Below are 19712 nucleotides of genomic sequence, written 5' to 3'. Positions count from 1 at the left end.
TTTTGCGCTAACTTTGGGCAATTTATACCTACCAAAGCAAATGCCTAAAGACACCAGTATTAAATCCGTTCTGATTATTGGTTCTGGCCCTATCGTTATCGGCCAGGCCTGCGAGTTTGATTATTCCGGTTCGCAAGCGTCTCGTTCCCTTCGCGAAGAAGGCATCGAAGTGACGCTCATCAATTCAAACCCCGCCACTATCATGACCGATAGTGTAACAGCGGATAATGTGTACCTCAAGCCGCTTGAGAAAAAGTACATCATTGAAATCCTGGAGAAGCATAAAATTGACGCCGTGCTGCCGACCATGGGCGGACAGACTGCCCTGAACCTGGCCATCGAGTGCGACAAGGCCGGCATCTGGGAGAAGTATGGCGTACGCATCATTGGGGTGGACATCAACGCCATCGAGACCACCGAAGACCGCGAGAAGTTCCGTTTGAAGATGCTCGAACTCGGGGTAAATGTTTGTAAGGGAGAAACAGCTACCTCGTTCCTGGAAGGAAAAGAGATAGCGCAGGAAATCGGTTTTCCACTCGTTATTCGCCCTTCGTTTACCCTTGGTGGTACGGGGGGCGGTTTTGTTAATACCCCTGAGGAGTTCGACGCAGCCCTTACCCGCGGCCTGCATGCCTCACCGGTGCACGAAGTGCTGGTGGAGCAAAGCATCATGGGCTGGAAAGAGTACGAGCTCGAACTGCTCCGCGACAACCTGGGCAACGTGATCATCATTTGCTCGATCGAGAACTTCGACCCGATGGGTGTGCACACGGGCGACTCCATTACCGTGGCACCAGCCATGACCCTGCCGGACACCACCTACCAGCACATGCGTGACCTGGCCATTAAAATGATGAACGGCATCGGGCAGTTTGCCGGCGGCTGTAACGTGCAGTTCTCCGTGAACCCGGAAGACGACACCATCATTGCCATTGAAATCAACCCGCGCGTGTCCCGCTCTTCGGCGCTGGCCTCCAAAGCCACCGGTTACCCGATCGCCAAGATCGCAGCCAAACTGGCCATCGGCTACAACCTCGACGAGCTGAAAAACGCCATCACCAAGACCACTTCGGCTTACTTTGAGCCGGCGCTGGACTATGTGATCGTGAAGATACCGCGCTGGAACTTCGATAAATTTAAGGGTGCCAACCGCACGCTGGGTCTGCAGATGAAGTCTGTGGGCGAGGTAATGGGCATTGGCCGTACCTTCCAGGAGGCGCTGCAGAAAGCCTGCCAGAGCCTCGAGATCAAGCGCAACGGCCTGGGTGCCGACGGTAAGGAAATGACCGACTACAACGAGCTGGTTCATAACCTGAAAAACCCTAGCTGGAACCGTCTGTTCTGCATCAAAGATGCCATGCGCATCGGTATCCCGACCAGCACCATCCAGAAACTGACTAAGATCGACCCATGGTTCCTGGCCCAGATTGAGGAGCTCGACATGCTGGAGAAAGAGATGGAGAAATATACCTTGGCAACCCTGCCGGGCGAACTGCTCCGCGAAGCCAAAGTGAAAGGCTACGCCGACCGCCAGATTGCGCACATCCTGCGTTGCCTCGAAAGCGAGGTGCATGCCGTGCGCATGGAACTGGGTATACAGCGCGTGTACAAAATGGTGGACACCTGCGCCGCCGAGTTCGAAGCCAAGACGCCATACTACTATAGCACCTTCGACGGTGAGAACGAAAGCGTGGTGAGCGACAAAAAGAAGATCGTGGTGCTGGGTTCCGGCCCGAACCGCATCGGACAAGGTATAGAGTTCGACTACAGCTGCGTGCATGGGGTGCTGGCGGCCAAAGAGTGCGGCTACGAGACCATCATGATCAACTGTAACCCGGAAACGGTTTCGACAGACTTCGACATTTCGGATAAGCTGTACTTCGAGCCGGTGTTCTGGGAGCACATTTACGATATCATCCTGCACGAAAAGCCTGAGGGCGTGATCGTGCAGTTGGGTGGGCAAACTGCCCTGAAGCTGGCCGAGAAACTCGACCGCTACGGCATTAAAGTAATCGGAACAAGCTACAAAGCACTTGACCTGGCTGAAGATCGTGGTTCCTTCTCTTCTCTGCTACGTGACTTGGGCATTCCATACCCTCCGTTCGGTGTGATCGAGTCGGCTGAAGAAGCGCTGGAGCTGTGCAAGGAGCTCAAGTTCCCACTGCTGGTACGCCCAAGCTACGTACTCGGTGGCCAGAGCATGAAGATCGTGATCAACGAGAAAGAACTTGAAGCGCACGTAATCGACTTGCTGAAGGACCACCCTGGCAACAAGGTGCTGCTCGACCACTTCCTCGACCACGCCATTGAGGCAGAGGCTGACGCGATCTGCGACGGCGAGGACGTGTACATCTGCGGTATTATGGAGCACATCGAGCCGGCCGGCATCCACTCCGGTGACTCCTACGCGGTGCTTCCTCCGTTCGACTTGTCTGAAAACGTGATCCGCCAGATTGAGGAGCATACCAAAAAGATTGCCCTGGCCATGAACACGATCGGCGTGATCAACATCCAGTTTGCGATCAAAAACGAGGTGGTGTACATCATCGAGGCCAACCCGCGTGCTTCGCGTACTTTCCCGTTCATTGCCAAGGCTTACCGCGAGCCCTACATCAACTACGCGACCAAGATCATGCTAGGCGAGAAGAAGATCAAAGACTTCAAGTTCAACCCGCACAAAGAAGGGTATGCAATCAAAGTGCCGGTGTTCTCGCACAGCAAGTTCCCGGAAGTGAACAAGGAGCTCGGCCCGGAAATGAAGTCAACGGGTGAAGCCATCTACTTCATCGACGACCTGAAGGATGATTACTTTGTGAAAGTGTACTCGGAGCGTAACCTATACCTGAGTGTGTAGTGCTTGAGATGATTTATGAAAGCCCTCTCCTGAAAAGGAGAGGGCTTTTTGTGTTTTAGGACTACGAGTTGCATTTTCAGGCAAAACACAAAATTTGTATCTTTGCATAAGCCCCGCCGAAATGGCAGGCAAAAACTTTTTGGCAGGGGAATTGTATCTGAACAGGTACTGTTTTTGTTAACTAATAGGCAGCCACTTGGTGCTGGCTATACCTTAACCGACTATCATGATCAAATTCATATTTATAACCCTACTTTTTATCTTTTTTATCCGCTTAGTGGCTCCAGTTCTGTTTCGCTGGTTGCTGGCTTTTTTTGTGAAGAAGAGTTTGCGAAACGGTACTTTCTTTTACTCCAACATGAACCAACCCCAGCCAGAGCCGCGCGCCAGCAGCAACGGTCGTCAGCAGGGAGGCGTTAAGATCGACTACATACCGGAGCAGCCGGACCGCAAGGATTTCAATGGCGGCCAGTATGTCGATTATGAAGAAATAAAATAAAAGCCCTATCTTTCAGCTCTATTCAAAGAGCATATTTAAATTTCGTTTTTGCAAGCGAAAAATGGTCAGAACGGGTTCTGGCGCAATGATTTTAGAGTTGCATAGCAGCGCTATGCGGCGAGAAAAACATAAAGTCAGGTTCATTTATGAGCAGTTTGCAGCGCAAAAGATGAATTTTAAACATGCTCTAAGGTTTCCTGAAAGATATGACAGCTTCTATTGACTTTAAGCGCGATGTGCTCCCGCATCTCATCGCGGTCCTTATTTTCCTTGCCCTTACTGCCGTTTACTTCTCCCCTGTTCTGTTTGAGGACAAGGCGATGGCGCAGCACGACATCCTGCAGTTTAAGGGCGGTGCCAAAGAGATACAAGACTACCGCGAGGCCACCGGCGAAGAGACCCTCTGGACAAACTCCATGTTCAGCGGCATGCCGTCGTACCTGATCAACACCCGCTACTCCGGCGACCTTTCGGGCTATATCCACAGCATTCTGACTTTCAATATGCCGGCCATGGCGGGCAATATCTTTATCACGCTGCTCTGTGCCTACTTTTTGCTGGTCACACTGCGGCTCAATACCTGGTTGTCCGTTATCGGCGCCATTGCCATTGCCTTCACTTCCTACAACTTTATCATCCTGGAGGCGGGCCACAACACCAAGTCGCTCACCATTGCCTACATTCCGCTGGTGCTGGCCGGTATGTTTTACGCCCTGCGGCGTAACGTCTGGATAGGAGCTGCCATTTTTGCGCTGGGCCTTACGCTCAACCTGCATTTCAACCACCTTCAGATGACCTATTACATGTTATTAATGGTGCTGGTGTGGATGGTGGTAGAGTTGATCTATGCCATCAAAGAAGGTAGAATAGCCGACCTCATCAAGCGCGGACTGGTGCTGGGTGTAGCGGCCATTCTGGCAGTGGGCGTCAACTTCGGCAGACTCTATACCGTGGCCGAGTATAGCCAGCACAGCATACGGGGCAAATCGGAGCTGAGCGTGGCCAACAGCGGCGACAAAACCTCCAGCGGCCTCGACCGCGACTATGCCTTTAGCTGGAGCTACGGCGTAGGCGAAACCATCACGCTGCTTATACCTGACTTCTATGGCGGAAGCAGCAACAACACCCGACTCGACAAAGACTCGCAGAGCTACCAAGCCTTACTGGGGCTCGGTATGCCGCCGGTGCAGGCAGAGCAGGCGCTAAAACAAGGCTTGCCAACCTACTGGGGGCCGCAGCCAATGACGAGCGGACCAGTATACGTGGGTGCTATCGTGGTTTTCCTGTTCGTGCTGGGACTTTTCATTGTGCACAAGCCTACCCGCATCTGGCTGCTGGGCGCCACAATCCTTTCTATTGTGCTGGCCTGGGGCAACAACTTTGCGGCCTTCAACTACTTCATGTTCGACTATTTTCCGGGCTATAACAAGTTCAGGGCGGTTTCATCAGCCTTGATCATCGCGCAGATCACGATACCACTGCTAGGAATACTGGCACTGTACAAAGTGATACGCGACCGCGACCTGATCAAAGACCTCGATAAGAAACTGCTGATTTCCGGAGGTATAACTGCAGGTGTCTGTTTGCTGGTGTGGCTGTTTGCCGGCTCGGCCAGTTTTGTGGGTGCCGTGGATCCGCAGTTGCAGCAGTCTTACTTTCCGCTCGATGCCATCCGGGCCGATCGCGAAAGCATGATGCGATCCGATGCCCTGCGCTCTTTCGCATTTATCGCGCTTGCATTGGGGCTGCTGTATTTCTACCTGAAAGGTAAGCTATCATCCACGGTGGCCATGGCAGGTATAGGCCTGCTGATACTGGTAGACCTGTGGAGCGTGAACAAGCGCTACCTCAACGATGGTGATTTTGAAAAACGTGTAGTGGAAAACTACTTCCAGCCGACCAAAGCCGACCAGATGATCCTGCAGGACAAAGATCCGCACTACCGCGTGTTATACCTGCCAAATCCGTTTAACGATGCCCGTACGTCCTACTTCCACAAGTCGGTGGGCGGTTACCATGGCGCCAAGCTGCGTCGCTACCAGGACGTGATCGACCGCCATATTGTGCAGAACAACCTGGAGGTGCTGCGCATGCTCAATACCCGCTACGTGATCACTGGCGATCCGCAGCAGCCGGTGCAGCGTGTGCCGGGTGCCCTGGGCAACGCCTGGTTTGTGAGCGAAGTAAAAACGGTGAACAATCCGGATGAGGAGATAGAGGCGCTGAACGGACTGGACGCCAGCACGACCGCTGTGGTGGACGTGTCGAAATTCAAGACTTCTGCCACCAGCTACAATGCCGAAGGCTCAACCATCGAGTTGACTGACTATCAGCCGAACGCCCTGACCTATGCCGTGAATGCGGCGCAGGCCGGTCTGGCGGTGTTCTCGGAGGTATACTATGCCGATGGCTGGCAAGCTTACCTCGATGGGAAGCCGGTGGACCACATCCGGGTGAACTACATTCTGCGCGCCATGGAAGTACCAGCTGGCAAGCATACCATCGAGTTCAAGTTTGAGCCGAAATCTTACGCGATTGGTAATACCGTTTCATTGATCTCGTCGATTTTGCTACTGGTAGTCATAGGGGGAGCCATCTTCTACGGATTGCGCCGCAAGCCGGAGGAAGTAGAGAAAGAAGTGATTGTATAAGTCAAGGCCCCGGTTTTAGAATCGGGGCCTTTGTTTTTAAAACGTATGGAAGCACCGCTGCAACAGCTGCACAGCCCGCTTTGGGAGGAGCAAGGTATAACGCTTTGGGTGAAGCGGGAGGACCTGCTACACCCCACCATATCAGGCAATAAGTGGCGCAAACTGAAGTATAACCTGCAGCAGGCAAAACGGCTGCAACACAGCACGCTGCTGACTTTTGGCGGCGCCTACTCCAACCACATCGCGGCGGTAGCGGCGGCAGGGGAGGAGTTCGGCTTCCGCACCATCGGCATCATCCGGGGCGAGGAGCACCTGCCGCTCAACCCCACGCTCAGCTTTGCCTCCTCGGCAGGTATGAAGCTGCACTACATTTCCCGGGAGGCCTACCGGCACAAGTCCGACCCCGTATACCTGGTGCAACTGGCAGAGCAGTTTGGAAATCCTTACATCATACCGGAGGGTGGTACCAATGCACTGGCTGTAAAAGGTTGTACCGAAATTGTGACAGACATTCCCATCGATTACGACTACATCTGCTGCGCGAGCGGTACAGGTGGCACCATTTCCGGTATCATTGCCGGTCTGGAGGGAGAGAAACAGGTACTGGGCTTCCTGGCGCTGAAAGGCGGCGAATTCCTGAAGGAAGAGATCGAGCAGCTGATCGACAGATACAACGGCCAGCGCTACCACAACTGGCAATTGATCACTGACTACCACTTCGGCGGCTATGCTAAAGTGAAGCCGGAACTGCTGGACTTTATGCGCGATTTTCAGAAGGAGCACCAACTGCCACTAGAGCCTGTCTATACCGGCAAAATGTTCTTCGGACTGGTTGATCTCATCCGGCAGGGCTACTTCCCAAGAGGCAGTCGCATTGTGGCCGTACATACTGGTGGGCTGCAGGGCAATGCCGGTTTTAAGGAGCGGTTAGGGATTGTGGTATAGGTATAGAAGGAACTTTAGCACCATAATTGCTGTGTAGACAATAGCGATCACAAAAACATAAAATGCTCACGCCCCTTATCCGACTTTTATTCCGTCTGCTCCCCTTTGTTTTGCTGCTACTGGTTGGCTGGTTTGTCTGGCGTCAGGTAAAAGACACGTTCGGCCCCGGCGAAAAACAGCCCGAAGTCATCGTGAATCACAATACCATCCTAACCACGGTAGAAGAACTCGGCAAAATGGAACTGGTGCGCTTCAATTTTAAGGATGTGGTGGAGTACGAAAAGGATGTGTCGCGCTGGGTGCCTAACTCGAAGGTAGTGCTGGTGGTGTCGGGTGAGGCAGTTGGCTGTCTGGATTTTACCAAACTCACCGAGCAGGACATCCGCTTCCAAGGCGATTCGCTGGTGCAGATCAGCATGCCGGAGCCCGAGCTTTGCTATTATAAGATAGATCATAGCAAATCAAAAGTGCTGTCGAAGGAAAATACCTATTTTCAGGATGCCGACCTGGTGCAGGAAAGCTACCGCTACGCCGAGGCCAATGTGAAGGATGCAGCCCTGGAATCAGGTATACTGCGCCAGACGAAGGTAAACGCCGAGAAAGTGCTGAAGCCGATTCTGGAGGAGATTACCGGCCGCAAAGTGGTGCTGGTGCCAAAGTATCAGATTCAGAACCCGGAAATGCCGAAGAGTAGGTAGTATCAATTGCTAAATTGTTGATGGTAAAATGGTTGTAGGAACACTATTAACCTGCCCCTCCCAAGAGCAAGGCTGTTAAGTTTTGCCAAAAACTATCCCCTTGAGGACAAGTGAGAACGGGAGTTCGAAACTTGCGAGCGCAGCTCAATAGGGGTGTCAGTTCAGCGCAAAAAAGCCAATGGTTGACACCCCTATTGAGCTGCGCTCCCCTCAAGGGGAGAATTCCTTAAAATGAACCAGCCCTGCTTCCAAGAGGAGATTCTGGTGCACGATTCGGGCAGGACACAGCTGAATGCAGTCAACAAAAGCAGATCTTTCTCATTCGACTAAAGGGAGAAATATGAAATGTTGTTCAAGCTTTGAAATGATCCAGATCTCTCCATTCTGTCGAGATGACAATAAAGGTATAAAGATAGGGGGCCAGGGGCAGCCAGATAGCGCACACTCGCCAGAGGCGAGTGAAGGCAGGGTATAATGTCGCTACAGCCCCAATAACTCTTTAACTCGCAAACTCCTAAACTCCTAAACTTTTAATCGCTTCCTGCACCAGATCGCTTTCGTAGCCTTTGCTCATCAGGTAGTAGGTTAGTTTCTGGCGGCGTGCAAAGGGGTTCTTTTCTTTTTCAGTGGCGTTCTTTTTCTCAAGGAGCTGCTGTAGATTCTCCTCGTATACGTCATAGTCGATCTCTTTTAGGCCCTGCTTGATGCAGTAGTCGGAGATGCCTTTTGCCTTCAGTCCCTGCACGATCTTGCGCCGGCCCCATTTCTTAAGCCCATACTTGCCGCGCACATAGGCCTGCGCATAACGCTCTTCGTCCAGCATCTTTTCCTGACCCAACCGCACAATGATCTCTTCCACATCATCCGGCTCCAGTCCGTAAGTATAAAGCTTGGTGCGCACCTCCTGCTGCGTGCGCTCCTGGTAAGCACAGTAGGCTGCCGCCTTGATGAGGGCTTCTTTAGGGGTATAGGTTTTCTGTTTCTTCTTCTGTTCCAAATCGTTCGTTTTGCTCCTGTTTAAAACAAGTATAGGCGCTTAAGAGTTGCGGCGGAAGGGGGTTTGCTTTGTCAAAGATAGGGATAAGTGGGTTTCTTTAGTGTGGGGGGATATTAATCATGCACAGGTATAAAGACACCCGAAAACTATACCTGTTAATAGGCTACCACAGGATTCACGCCTTAAACAGGAAAAGGTAAGTTGGCCTTGCTATCTGAACAAACCCCAATCCGGCTTAGTACAGCAATCCCACAATTTGGCTGCGCAACTAAACTTAATTCGCCGCACCTTTGTAAATCCAAACTACAAATCTGGTTTATGCTTTCAAAAGGAGTCCGGTACATGCTGCTGTCCACGCTGTTTTTCTCGCTCATGAACGTGTGCGTGAAACTGGTGCCGCATATACCGGCCGTCGAAGTGATTTTGTTTCGCTCGCTGGTGTCGCTGGCGATGAGCTACGTGGCCCTGCACAGCAAAAAAGTAAATGTGTGGGGGAACAACAAGGGCCTGCTGATTGCGCGCGGACTCACGGGCTCGGCTGCACTCATGCTGTTCTTCACCACCCTGCAAAATATTCCGCTGGCCACCGCAGCCACCATTCAGTACCTATCACCAATTTTCACCACGATCCTGGGCGTATTTATCGTGAAGGAAAAAGTAAAGCCCTGGCAATGGGTGTTCTTCGCGGTTTCGTTTGCGGGAATCATCATCATCGAGGGGCTTGACACCAGTGCCGATTCCTTCTACGTCTGGATGGGCGTACTCAGTGCCGTATTCTCCGCCTTGGCGTACAGCTCCATACGCCGGCTCAACACCCGGGAGCATCCGCTGGTTATCGTGTTCTACTTCCCGTTGGTGGCGCTCCCGATCGCAGGTCTGTTTTCCATCTTCACCTGGGTGCAGCCGCAGGGCTGGGACTGGGCTATCCTGCTCATGGTTGGCATCCTCACACAGCTCGGGCAATATTATATGACCATGTCGTACCAGGCCGAGGAGATATCCAAAGTTGCGAACCTGAACTACATCGGCATCATTTACGCACTGGTGCTGGGTTTCATCCTGTTCGACGAGCACTTCGAGCTGGCCACTTACCTGGGTATGGCCTTGGTGCTGGTGGGGGTTATCCTGAATGTGCGCTACAAAAACCGGCTGTCGCAACGCGAGATCGAGGCCCACGAAACAAAGCTGCCCCAGGTATAGCCAGGCTGGCAGGTATACCAAGGGCTGAAAAAACGCGAAAATCCAAACACAAAAGCAGGGTTTTGTCGTTTTTGTTAAATTGTGAAACCGAACATCCGAAACAAAAGCATGCGCCCTGCCTTCCTGCTCTTCCTGCTATACCTGTTGCCGGTCATTGCTGCGGCGGGTACCTTGCGCGGACGCATCATTGACGAAAACAATCAGGGCCTGCCCTTTGCCAGCATCTACATCAAAGAGACGGCCAGCGGCACCGCCTCCAACGACCAGGGCCATTTCCAGCTCCAACTGCCGGCCGGCACCTATACCCTGGAGTTCAAGTACGTTGGCTACAGGGCTCGCATCGAAACCGTAACTATAGGAGACGACACGCAGGAGCTGAACGTGCAACTGCTGCCCGAAGTGCTCAACCTGAAAGAGGTGGTGGTGAAGGCCGCCGACGAGGACCCCGCCTACGCCATCATGCGCAACGCCATCCGGCTGCGCAAATACCACCGCGACGAAGTGAATGCCTGGAGCGCCCGCGTGTATATGAAAGGCGTGGCCCGTATGGACAAAGTGCCGGGCAAGGTGCTGGGCGTGCGGGTGGTCGATGTCGATACGGGTATTGTATACCTGTCGGAGTCGGTGTCGGAGCTGCATTTCAAGAAACCGAACAAAGTGAGCGAACGGGTGATCTCGTCTAAAGTGAGCGGTAAGAAGCAGGGCTTCAGCTTCAACCAGGCTTCGGAGATGAACATCAGCTTTTATGATAACCTGCTGCGGGTAGAAGGGCTGAGTGAACGGGGATTTGTGTCGCCGCTGGCTAACAACGCGCTTTTCTTTTACCGCTTCGAGTACCAGGGTACGTTCGAGGAAAACGGCCGCACCATCAACAAGATCAAAGTTATTCCCCGTCGGAAGAACGATCCTGTGTTCCAGGGCAGCATCTACATCGTAGACGGCTCCTGGCGCATCCACAGCACCGACCTCACGCTCACAAAAAACGCCGGCATTGATTTCGTCGATTTCATTCGGGTGCGGCAGGTATACGCGCCGGTGCAGGAGCACGTATGGATGCCGGTATCGCAGCGGTTTACGTTCGAGGCGTCGGGGCTTGGCTTTAAGGGAGGCGGCTATGCCACCGGCGTGTACTCTAACTACAGGGTGCAACCCGCCTACAGCCGTCCGCCAACGGTAGTGGAGCCTGAGCCGGAGGTGGTGGAAGATGCCGTGGCAGTAGAAGTGAAGCCAGCACGAAGGCAGCGCGCCCGTGTCGTGAAACCGCAAGAAGTCACTCCCGAAGAGCAGCTAGCCATACACGATGAAAAACTCTTCAGCCGCGAAGTGCTGGTTGTGGAGAAAGAGGCCAATCAGCGTGACTCCGCTTACTGGGCCGAAATACGGCCTGTGCCGCTTACTCAGGAAGAGCAGCTGGACTACGAGCGCAAGGACAGCCTGGAGGTGATCCGCGAATCCAAAGTGTACAAAGACTCCGTAGACCGCATCCGGAATAAACCAAGTATTGGCAATTTGTTCATGCGGAGCTATACCTACTCCAATACCTATGCGCGTAGGTTCTACCGCTTCGACCCGCTGGTGAGCCTGAGGGGAGGGGCCAGCATACTGCAGTACAACACTGTGGAGGGAGTGGTGGCCAATGTGGGGATGGAGTTTCGGCAAAACTTCGAGGACCGTCGCTTTTACGAAATAGAGCCCACCATCCGCTACGGCTTCTCAAACGAAAAGCTCAATGCCAGGCTGCGTCTCAGCTATACCTACGACCCCATCAAGCGAAGCAATGTGTCGCTGGAGGGAGGCCGCTTCGTAGACCAGATCAACTCTACCAACCCCATTTCGCCGTTTGTAAACACGGTTTATACCTTGCTGATGGAGCGCAATTACCTCAAGCTCTACCAGCGCGACTACGCCCGCGTGAACTATCGCTCCGAAATACTGAACGGCGTCACCCTCCTCGCCTCGCTCGACTATAGTCACCGGATGCCGTTGGAGAACACCGCAACCCATACCTTCCGGGAAAGCGGCAGTGTCGGTTTTACCTCCAACGTGCCCGAAAACGCCGAACTGGCCGACGCCTCCTTTGATCCGCATCAGGCCCTTACGGCTGCCTTTACCGTTGCCTTCCGGCCGGGCATGAACTACATCTCCCGGCCCGACCGCAAGATCAACATCGGCTCGCGCTGGCCTACATTCTCGCTTGGCTATCGGGGTGGCATCAAATCATTGGGCGGCGATGTAAGGTATGCGACTCTGGCCTTACGCATCTCCGACGATTTCAGTCTGGGCCTGCTCGGCAGCAGCGAGTATAGTTTTACGGGGGGTACCTTCTGGGGCAAGGAGAACATGCGCCTGATGGACTACCGCCACTTCAACGGCAACCGCACCATTTTCGCGGGCGTCTACACCGGCTTCCAACTCCTCGACTACTATAGGTACAGCACCAGCAGCCGCTACCTGGAGGGGCATTACGAGCATCACTTCAATGGTTTCCTGTTCAACAAAATACCGCTGTTCCGCAAACTGAAGTGGCAGGAAGTGGTGAGCCTGCACTACCTCAACACCCGCGAATCGGCTAACTACCTGGAGTTGGGGCTCGGTATAGAGCATATCTTCAAAGTGCTGCGTGTCGATTTCTTCACCTCGTTTCAGGAGCGGGAGAAAGTGCACTCCGGCCTGCGGGTGGGGCTCGGTTTTTAGGGTACTCATCTGGCCTGAAAGCGGTACCATAACCAAACGCACCGGATGGACGTTAGAAAATGGACATGAACTAACCATTTCAGAAACGAACATGAAAAAGCTAAAAGATATTTTTATAACAGGATTGGCTCTGGCCCTGGTGGCGGTGCTGGGCACCAGCTGTGGCGAAAGACCTCAGTCAGACCCGGTAGATGACACCAGCACAGCCGAAGCTATCACAAACAAAAGCGAGTCCGCGCAAAACCTGACCCGTCCGCGCCCTGCCCCCATCGGCGACACGGCTGTAACAGGCGAGCAGGCCGACCGCTTTGGCAACCTGCCCTCTAACGTAGATTCTGTGGCGCGCCAGCGGGCAGAAATGGAAAAGCAAGAGCAGCAAAGAAACCCCAAGAAGCAACGTTAAAATTGTAGCCAGGCTACAGCAGACAATAGCTGATAAGAAGCAAGAGGCCATACCTGTACGCATAGCAGGTATGGCCTCTTGCTGTTGTGGGCTAAGCTACTTACCCACCGCCGTAGTGCCAACCGGCGGAATCACCAGGCCGGCGCCCGTCTTTTTGCGTCCTTTCAGGTTAATGTTATAGATGATCACTGAGATAAAGATCAGTACATAAGCCGCCACTTTCACCGCCGTGGTCTCTTCGTTGAAGTACACAAAAGCCACCACAAAGTTGAGGATCGGGTTGATGTACATCAGGATGCCGATGGTGCCGGAGGTCAATTCCTTGAGGGCATAGAGGTTGAGAAACAGCGGCAGCACCGTAAAGACGGCACTCAGTATACCTGTCATCAAAAAGAAATGCCCGTCCAGCGCCACCTCCGAGCTGCCTTTGAGCTGGCTGTAAAACGGGGCTATGAACACAAAAGCGAGCAACAGTTGCAGCGTGAGCAGCACGATCTTGTCGTATACCTTGAGGATGCGCTGCGTGATCAGGTAAAAGGCATAGCTCAGCGCAATCAGCAAACTGAACAGCAGACTCGTCAATTCACCTGTCCCGATCAGCACACAGCTCAGTGCACTCAGCCCAATGGCCACCCACTGGTTTGTTCGCAACTCTTCTTTGAGCAGCGCAAAGCCCAGCATAGCCGTCAGGATGGGGCAGAGCAGGTATGAGAATGAGCCGGTCTGGATGTTGATGTGGTTGATAACGTAGATGAACGTGAGCCAGTTGATGGTAAGCAGCGAGCCGCCCAGAAAAGTGAAGAGCAGGAACCTGCGGGCCTCGCGCGGCTTGGAGGCTTTTACCAGGGCAATGGTTTGCAGCAGGTTCTTGCGCCGGAAAAGCACCGTAATCAGCAAGAGCAGGAGTACAGACAAGGCCACCCGGAAGAAGAGGATCTGACCGCTCGGGTAGTCGGCCAGCGCCTTGAGCGGGAAGGGAATAAAGCCCCAGATGACGAAGGCTGCTATACCTGCCGCGTAGTATGGTTTGGTGTTCGTTGTTTCCATTAAAAGTTAAAAAGAGGGCAAAGGTATCGTTTTGCTTTCTAAAAAGCTGCTATATAGTAGGTAGTATTCTTGTTTCAACTTCAACTGCAGCGTAGTTTAATTCCGGGAGCCCACCACATCCCATCACCTGAATCCATTATCTTTGGGCTTTCATAGCGATGCGTATGCTTACCTTTCACCAGCTTCAAGCCATCACGGGAGGCACTTTAGTGCAGCTGCAACCCGACAGCCCTGTGGTACACCTGCTTACCGACAGCCGCAAGCTCTCGCAGCCGGCCGGTACGCTGTTTTTTGCCATCCGGGGGCGCCACAACGATGGGCACCTATACCTGGAGCAGCTTTACAAACAAGGTGTGAGGCAATTTGTGGTGGAGGACCCAACTGATTTGGCAGGGCTATACCCGGAGGCCAGCATCCTGCAGGTGCAAAGCAGCCTGGAGGCACTGCAGGCAGTGGCGGCCTGGCACCGGGCGCAGTTCCATGTACCTGTGCTGGGCATTACCGGAAGCAACGGCAAAACCATCGTGAAGGAGTGGCTGGCGCAGCTACTGAGCCCGGAGGAGTTGGTGGTGAAGAGCCCGCGCAGCTACAACTCCCAAATCGGGGTGCCGCTTTCGGTGTGGCAACTGGACACGAACCATACCTTCGGGATATTCGAGGCGGGTATATCGCAGCTTGGCGAGATGCAAAAACTGCAGCAGATCATCCGGCCCACGTTCGGTCTTTTCACCAACATCGGCAGCGCCCACGACGAAGGCTTTAAAGACCAAAACCAGAAGGTGGCCGAAAAAATGAAACTCTTCGGTGAGGTAGAGCTGCTTTTCTATTGCCTCGATCATAAGCTGATACATAACGCGGTGCAGGCCAGCGGCATACCTGCTTTTACCTGGTCACGGCATCTGCCTGGCGCCGATCTGCTCATGTTGGGAAGCACTGTCTCCGGTCATAAAACCATCGTAAACTATACCTTCCGGGGCGAGCAGCACAGTCTGGCCATCCCTTTCACGGACGAGGCCTCGGTAGAGAATGCCCTGCACAGCCTGGCGATCCTACTGCAGCGCGGCACCAACCTGACGGCCCTGCAAGACCGTATGGACCGGCTACAACCTGTGGCCATGCGCCTCGAAATGAAGGAAGCCATCAACGGCTGCTACCTCATCGACGATACCTACAACAACGACCTGGCCGGTCTCTCCATCGCCCTCGACCTGCTGGCCAGTCAGCCGAAGCGGGGACGGCGCACACTTATACTTTCCGATTTGCTGGAGTCAGGTATGCCGGAGGAAAAACTGTACAGCGAGGTAGCTGCTCTCACCAAAGCCCACCAAGTAGAGCGGCTGATCGGGATTGGCCCTACTATACAGGCCCACGGGTCGAAATTTGGTGGCGATACGGCTTTTTATGCCAGTACCGCCGAATTTCTGGAGCAGTTCAATGCCGGGCAGTTCCGAAACGAGATGGTCCTGGTGAAGGGCGCGCGGGTATTTGGTTTCGAGAAGATCGTGCAGGCCTTTCAGCAGAAGGTGCACGGCACGGTGTTGGAAGTGAACCTGGATGCGCTGGTACACAACCTCAATCACTACCGCTCCAAACTCGCATCGGGCACTAAACTGATGGTGATGGTGAAAGCCTTCGCCTACGGCAGCGGCAGCTTCGAGGTGGCTAACCTGCTGCAGTTCCACCGGGTAGATTACCTGGCCGTAGCCTACGTGGACGAAGGTGTGAGCCTGCGCGAGCATGGCATCACGCTGCCGATCATGGTCATGAATCCCTCGCCGGACAGTCTGGCCAAGTTGCACCAGTTCAGCCTGGAACCGGAGATCTACTCACTGGAGCTGCTCCGCGATTTCCTGGCCACTGCCCAGCCCGATACCAGCTACAAGATCCACCTGAAGCTTGACACGGGTATGCACCGCCTCGGTTTTACAGAAGAGGATTTTGACGAACTGTTTGACTTGCTGGCCCGCCACCCACAGGTGCGTGTGGTGAGCACGTTCAGCCACCTGGCCGGTGCCGACGAAGCCCTGCACGACGACTTTTCAAAAATGCAGCTGCAGAACTTCCGGGCGTTGGCCGCCGAAGTGGAAAAGCGCCTGGGCTATACCTTGCTCAAGCACATTCTCAACTCAGCGGGCATTGTACGGTTCCCGGAGCACCAACTGGACATGGTGCGGCTGGGTATAGGTTTGTATGGGGTGGAGTCTACGGGTTCTGAGCAGGAGGCCCTGCAACCGGTGAGCACGCTCAAAACCACCATTTCGCAAATCAAGCACATCCGGCAGGGCGAAACCGTGGGCTATAGCCGCAAAGGTATAGCCGACACCGACAAGACCATCGCCACCATCGCCATCGGCTATGCTGACGGCTATGACCGCCGCTTCAGCAACGGCGCAGGCGAGGTCCTAATCCATGGCCGCAGGGCTCCCGTTATCGGCAACGTGTGCATGGACATGTGCATGGTCGACGTAACAGGTATACCGGCCGCAGTAGGCGACGAAGTGACCGTGTTCGGTCCTCAGCTCACGCTGGTTGAGCTGGCACAGCGCATCGGCACCATCTCCTACGAGTTGCTCACCAATGTCAGCACCCGCGTCAAGCGCATCTTCTTCTCAGAGTAGGACGATATGTGCCAATGTGGAAGTGGGTTAATGGGGGGAATGGGAGTAATGGTGGTGGGTTGATGTGACCTAAGTTAATAGGCTAGCTGTCGGTAGAGGCTGGTGCGGCTATACCTGTCCTATACCATTGCCGTTAACCTGAGGAATAACAGACCTAACTTGTCATCTCGGCAACATGGAGAGATTTGGAACATTTCAATGCCTTAGCACTACTTCCGTTTTTTTCCAAAGGTCGAAATGACAGAAGAATAATTGAGTCGACGGCATAATGTCATCATATTTGGGCCTATGCTATACCTGAAACATATGCTATACCTATAAGCAGACGCTTTCCTATACCTGCCCTGAAACCAATTCAGCATATAACCACAACAAGCCCACACCAGTACGACGTCGCTGTACTGAAAATTCGCTCTCAGATCACAAATCAACTGCTCCTTTAAAATTCAAAGAGATCCAACATCTGAACTCGCCATCAGTACATTATACCATTGGCACACTGATCCATTAACACATTGCCACATTAGCACATCTATTTCCAAATCTTCAAGTTTCCACATCTCCAAATTTTCCCGTCCCCAAATCCTCACATTTTCAAATCATGAACCCTATTCTTTTGCAATACCGGGGAACAGCTTGTATCTTGCAGTTGTTTATAAACAGTCTAAATAAAGAAGAGAAATCGTGCGTAACAGGATACAGGAATCACAACAGCAGAAGAGTGTGCGCGATCTGAAGATCGGGGAAAGCGGAGAGATCGCCAGCCTTAATGACCCTGAGATGGCGCTTAAACTGCTCGAGATGGGTTGCATACCCGGCACCCCCGTAAAGCTTAGCAGCAAAGCCCCTTTTGGAGACCCTGTTACCATTATCGTGAATGACTATACCCTCTCTCTGCGTTTAGACGAAGCTGAAACCATTCTGCTGAAGTAGATTTTTTTACCAACATGGCTGTTACTATAGAGGCGGAAGCGCCAGAAGCCAAAAAAGCATCCGTTCACCATCCGGTGGCCAGAATCGCTCTGATTGGCAACCCGAACTCGGGCAAAACCTCACTTTTCAACCAACTTACCGGCCTTAACCAAAAGGTTGGCAACTTCCCGGGTGTTACCGTCGACAAAAAGACCGGCCTCAGCCAACTGACGCCGCAGCTCAAGGCACAGATCATCGATTTGCCCGGTAGCTACAGCCTGTACCCCAAGTCGCTCGACGAGCGGGTGATCATCGACCTGCTCTACGATCCGGCCTCCAAGCACTCTCCAGACCTCGTTATTGTAACGGCCGACGCCTCAAACCTGAAGCGCAACCTGCTGCTGTTCACGCAGCTGGCCGACTTACGCATACCTGCGGTGCTCGCCCTCAATATGATGGACGTGGCAGAGACCGAAGGCGTTAAGATCGACATCGAGGTATTGCAGCGCGAACTCGGGGTGCCCGTTATACCTATGAATGCCCGAAAAGGCGTAGGTATAGCCGCCCTCAAAATTGTGATGTCGCAGCAGCTGGCTCCTACCAACACGCCTTTTTTTGATGTGCCGGCAGACCTGAAGCCGCTTGTTGCTCAGATCAGAGAGCGTTTTTCGCTTCGCAACGATTACCTGGCGCTGCATTACGCGCACCAATACAAGAACCTGCGCTTCCTCTCCGAGCAGGACAAAGCATGGATCGCACAGCTGCTGGAAGCGGCCGAATTTAAATCGAACACAGCGCAGGCCAACGAGACCGTAGCCCGCTATGTGCGCATCAACGAGATTTTGCTGGACGCCGTGCGCGTGAACAAGGCAAAAGAGGAGGAGAAGTTCAGCAACAAGCTCGACCAGATTCTGACCCACCGCGTGTTTGGTTACCTGATTTTCCTAGGCCTGTTGTTCCTTGTGTTCCAGGCGGTGTTTGCCTGGGCCAGCTACCCTATGGACCTCATCGACGAAGGTATCGCCGCGCTCAATGGTTTGATCCAGGAGAACTTCAGCGGCCCGCTCATTAACCTGCTCACCGAGGGCGTGATCGCTGGTTTGGGAGGTGTGCTGATTTTTATACCTCAGATCGCCATCCTTTTTGCCTTTATCGCCATTTTGGAAGAAACCGGCTACATGGCCCGCGTAACGTTTATGATGGACAAGATTATGCGCAAGTTTGGTCTGAACGGCAAGAGTGTGGTGCCGCTGATTTCGGGTGTTGCCTGCGCGGTGCCTGCTGTGATGTCGGCGCGTACCATCGAGAACTGGAAAGACCGCATGATCACGATCTTCGTGACGCCGCTTATGAGCTGCTCAGCCCGCATACCTGTCTATACCGTACTGATCGCGCTGGTGGTACCGGAGGTGTACTACTTTGGCTTCCTCAACCTGCAGGGCATTGTACTGATGGGGCTATACCTGCTGGGCTTTGTGTCGGCTATCTTCTCGGCGCTGCTGCTCAAGGTGGTGCTCAAGGCCCGCGAGCGCAGCTACTTTATCATGGAGTTTCCGGTATACCGCATGCCGCGCTGGAAAAACGTGGGCCTCACCATTTTTGAGAAGTCCAGGACCTTCGTGCTCGAGGCGGGCAAGATCATCGTGGCGGTTTCCATTATCCTGTGGGTGCTGGCCTCTTACGGACCAGGCGATAGCTTTGAGCGAGCCGAGGAACGCGCTGTAGCCGAAGCCGAAGTAAAGGGCTTTAATGAAATGCAGACAGATAACCTGATCTCTGCTTACCAACTGGAGTCGAGCTACGCGGGCAAATTCGGTCAGGCCATTGAGCCGGCTATCAGCCCGCTCGGCTACGACTGGAAGATAGGTATAGCCCTGCTCACTTCCTTCGCTGCCCGCGAGGTGTTTGTCGGTACCATTTCTACCATATATAGTATAGGCGAGGAAGAGAACGTGAGCACGATAAAAGACAAGCTGATGTCGGAGAAGGATGCCGACGGCAATCCGTTCTTCACGCCGGCCCGGGCCTTCTCGCTGCTGATTTTCTACGCCTTTGCCATGCAGTGCATCAGTACGCTGGCTATCGTGCGCCGCGAAACGAAGAGCTGGACGTGGCCACTGGCGCAGCTGGTTTACATGACCGGCCTGGCCTATGTTTCCGCCTTTGCCGTTTTCCAATTGATGAGCTAACCCTA

At 53.5% G+C, this 19712-nt stretch carries 13 protein-coding genes; 11 read left to right on the top strand and 2 right to left on the bottom strand.

What is annotated here, in order from left to right:
- Nucleotides 1-40 precede the first annotated feature (40 nt).
- The 5 genes from carB to BD749_RS18575 all read left to right on the top strand — a co-directional run bounded on the left by carB (nt 41) and on the right by BD749_RS18575 (nt 7647).
- Nucleotides 41-2854: a carbamoyl-phosphate synthase large subunit gene (carB, locus tag BD749_RS18595; protein WP_101447309.1), complete on the top strand. Its 2814-nt coding sequence runs from the start codon at nt 41-43 to the stop codon at nt 2852-2854.
- 226 nt (nt 2855-3080) lie between these two features.
- Entirely contained in the window at nt 3081-3353 is a 273-nt protein-coding gene (locus BD749_RS18590; RefSeq protein ID WP_101447308.1) for a DUF4834 family protein, read from the top strand.
- 206 nt (nt 3354-3559) lie between these two features.
- Nucleotides 3560-6004: a YfhO family protein gene (locus BD749_RS18585; RefSeq protein WP_218972564.1), complete on the top strand. Its 2445-nt coding sequence runs from the start codon at nt 3560-3562 to the stop codon at nt 6002-6004.
- A gap of 45 nt (nt 6005-6049) precedes the next feature.
- A complete protein-coding gene (locus BD749_RS18580) occupies nt 6050-6949 on the top strand; it encodes a 1-aminocyclopropane-1-carboxylate deaminase/D-cysteine desulfhydrase (RefSeq protein WP_101447307.1) in 900 nt (299 codons plus the stop codon).
- Between the two features lie 62 nt (nt 6950-7011).
- Nucleotides 7012-7647, top strand: coding sequence for a DUF4230 domain-containing protein (locus BD749_RS18575; protein WP_101447306.1), 636 nt, complete (start codon nt 7012-7014; stop codon nt 7645-7647).
- Nucleotides 7648-8161: 514 nt separating this feature from the next.
- Here the strand turns inward: BD749_RS18575 and BD749_RS18570 are convergent.
- Nucleotides 8162-8644: a regulatory protein RecX gene (locus BD749_RS18570; protein WP_101447305.1), complete on the bottom strand. Its 483-nt coding sequence runs from the start codon at nt 8642-8644 to the stop codon at nt 8162-8164.
- Between the two features lie 318 nt (nt 8645-8962).
- On the opposite strand from BD749_RS18570, the gene BD749_RS18565 reads away from it, so the two are divergent.
- The 3 genes from BD749_RS18565 to BD749_RS18555 all read left to right on the top strand — a co-directional run bounded on the left by BD749_RS18565 (nt 8963) and on the right by BD749_RS18555 (nt 12941).
- Nucleotides 8963-9844: a DMT family transporter gene (locus BD749_RS18565; RefSeq protein WP_143741284.1), complete on the top strand. Its 882-nt coding sequence runs from the start codon at nt 8963-8965 to the stop codon at nt 9842-9844.
- A gap of 81 nt (nt 9845-9925) precedes the next feature.
- Nucleotides 9926-12538, top strand: a complete 2613-nt coding sequence (locus BD749_RS18560) for a DUF5686 and carboxypeptidase regulatory-like domain-containing protein (protein ID WP_245869445.1) — start codon at nt 9926-9928, stop codon at nt 12536-12538.
- 91 nt (nt 12539-12629) lie between these two features.
- Nucleotides 12630-12941, top strand: coding sequence for a hypothetical protein (locus tag BD749_RS18555; protein ID WP_101447303.1), 312 nt, complete (start codon nt 12630-12632; stop codon nt 12939-12941).
- Nucleotides 12942-13037: 96 nt separating this feature from the next.
- On the opposite strand, the gene BD749_RS18550 is transcribed toward BD749_RS18555, so the two are convergent.
- On the bottom strand, nt 13038-13988 hold the full coding sequence (locus tag BD749_RS18550; protein WP_101447302.1) for an EamA family transporter: 951 nt from the start codon (nt 13986-13988) through the stop codon (nt 13038-13040).
- A 164-nt stretch (nt 13989-14152) separates the two neighbouring features.
- On the opposite strand from BD749_RS18550, the gene BD749_RS18545 reads away from it, so the two are divergent.
- From BD749_RS18545 to feoB, 3 genes are all read left to right on the top strand, one after another.
- Entirely contained in the window at nt 14153-16606 is a 2454-nt protein-coding gene (locus tag BD749_RS18545; protein WP_101447378.1) for a bifunctional UDP-N-acetylmuramoyl-tripeptide:D-alanyl-D-alanine ligase/alanine racemase, read from the top strand.
- Between the two features lie 684 nt (nt 16607-17290).
- Entirely contained in the window at nt 17291-17539 is a 249-nt protein-coding gene (locus BD749_RS18540; protein ID WP_101447301.1) for a FeoA family protein, read from the top strand.
- Nucleotides 17540-17553: 14 nt separating this feature from the next.
- Nucleotides 17554-19707 carry a ferrous iron transport protein B gene (gene feoB, locus BD749_RS18535; protein ID WP_101447300.1) on the top strand — a complete coding sequence of 718 codons (2154 nt, stop codon included), beginning with the start codon at nt 17554-17556 and terminating at the stop codon, nt 19705-19707.
- The last annotated feature ends 5 nt before the right edge of the window (nt 19708-19712 follow it).

Source organism: Pontibacter ramchanderi (genome assembly GCF_002846395.1).
Taxonomy (GTDB): domain Bacteria; phylum Bacteroidota; class Bacteroidia; order Cytophagales; family Hymenobacteraceae; genus Pontibacter; species Pontibacter ramchanderi.
This window is presented reverse-complemented; position numbering and strand designations above follow the sequence as displayed.

Coding starts and splice junctions, on each gene's coding strand:
- carB (WP_101447309.1), top strand. CDS start 41: ATGCCTAAAGACACCAGTATTAAATCCGTTCTGATTATTGGTTCTGGC.
- BD749_RS18590 (WP_101447308.1), top strand. CDS start 3,081: ATGATCAAATTCATATTTATAACCCTACTTTTTATCTTTTTTATCCGC.
- BD749_RS18585 (WP_218972564.1), top strand. CDS start 3,560: ATGACAGCTTCTATTGACTTTAAGCGCGATGTGCTCCCGCATCTCATC.
- BD749_RS18580 (WP_101447307.1), top strand. CDS start 6,050: ATGGAAGCACCGCTGCAACAGCTGCACAGCCCGCTTTGGGAGGAGCAA.
- BD749_RS18575 (WP_101447306.1), top strand. CDS start 7,012: ATGCTCACGCCCCTTATCCGACTTTTATTCCGTCTGCTCCCCTTTGTT.
- BD749_RS18565 (WP_143741284.1), top strand. CDS start 8,963: ATGCTTTCAAAAGGAGTCCGGTACATGCTGCTGTCCACGCTGTTTTTC.
- BD749_RS18555 (WP_101447303.1), top strand. CDS start 12,630: ATGAAAAAGCTAAAAGATATTTTTATAACAGGATTGGCTCTGGCCCTG.
- BD749_RS18550 (WP_101447302.1), bottom strand. CDS start 13,988: ATGGAAACAACGAACACCAAACCATACTACGCGGCAGGTATAGCAGCC.
- BD749_RS18545 (WP_101447378.1), top strand. CDS start 14,153: ATGCTTACCTTTCACCAGCTTCAAGCCATCACGGGAGGCACTTTAGTG.
- feoB (WP_101447300.1), top strand. CDS start 17,554: ATGGCTGTTACTATAGAGGCGGAAGCGCCAGAAGCCAAAAAAGCATCC.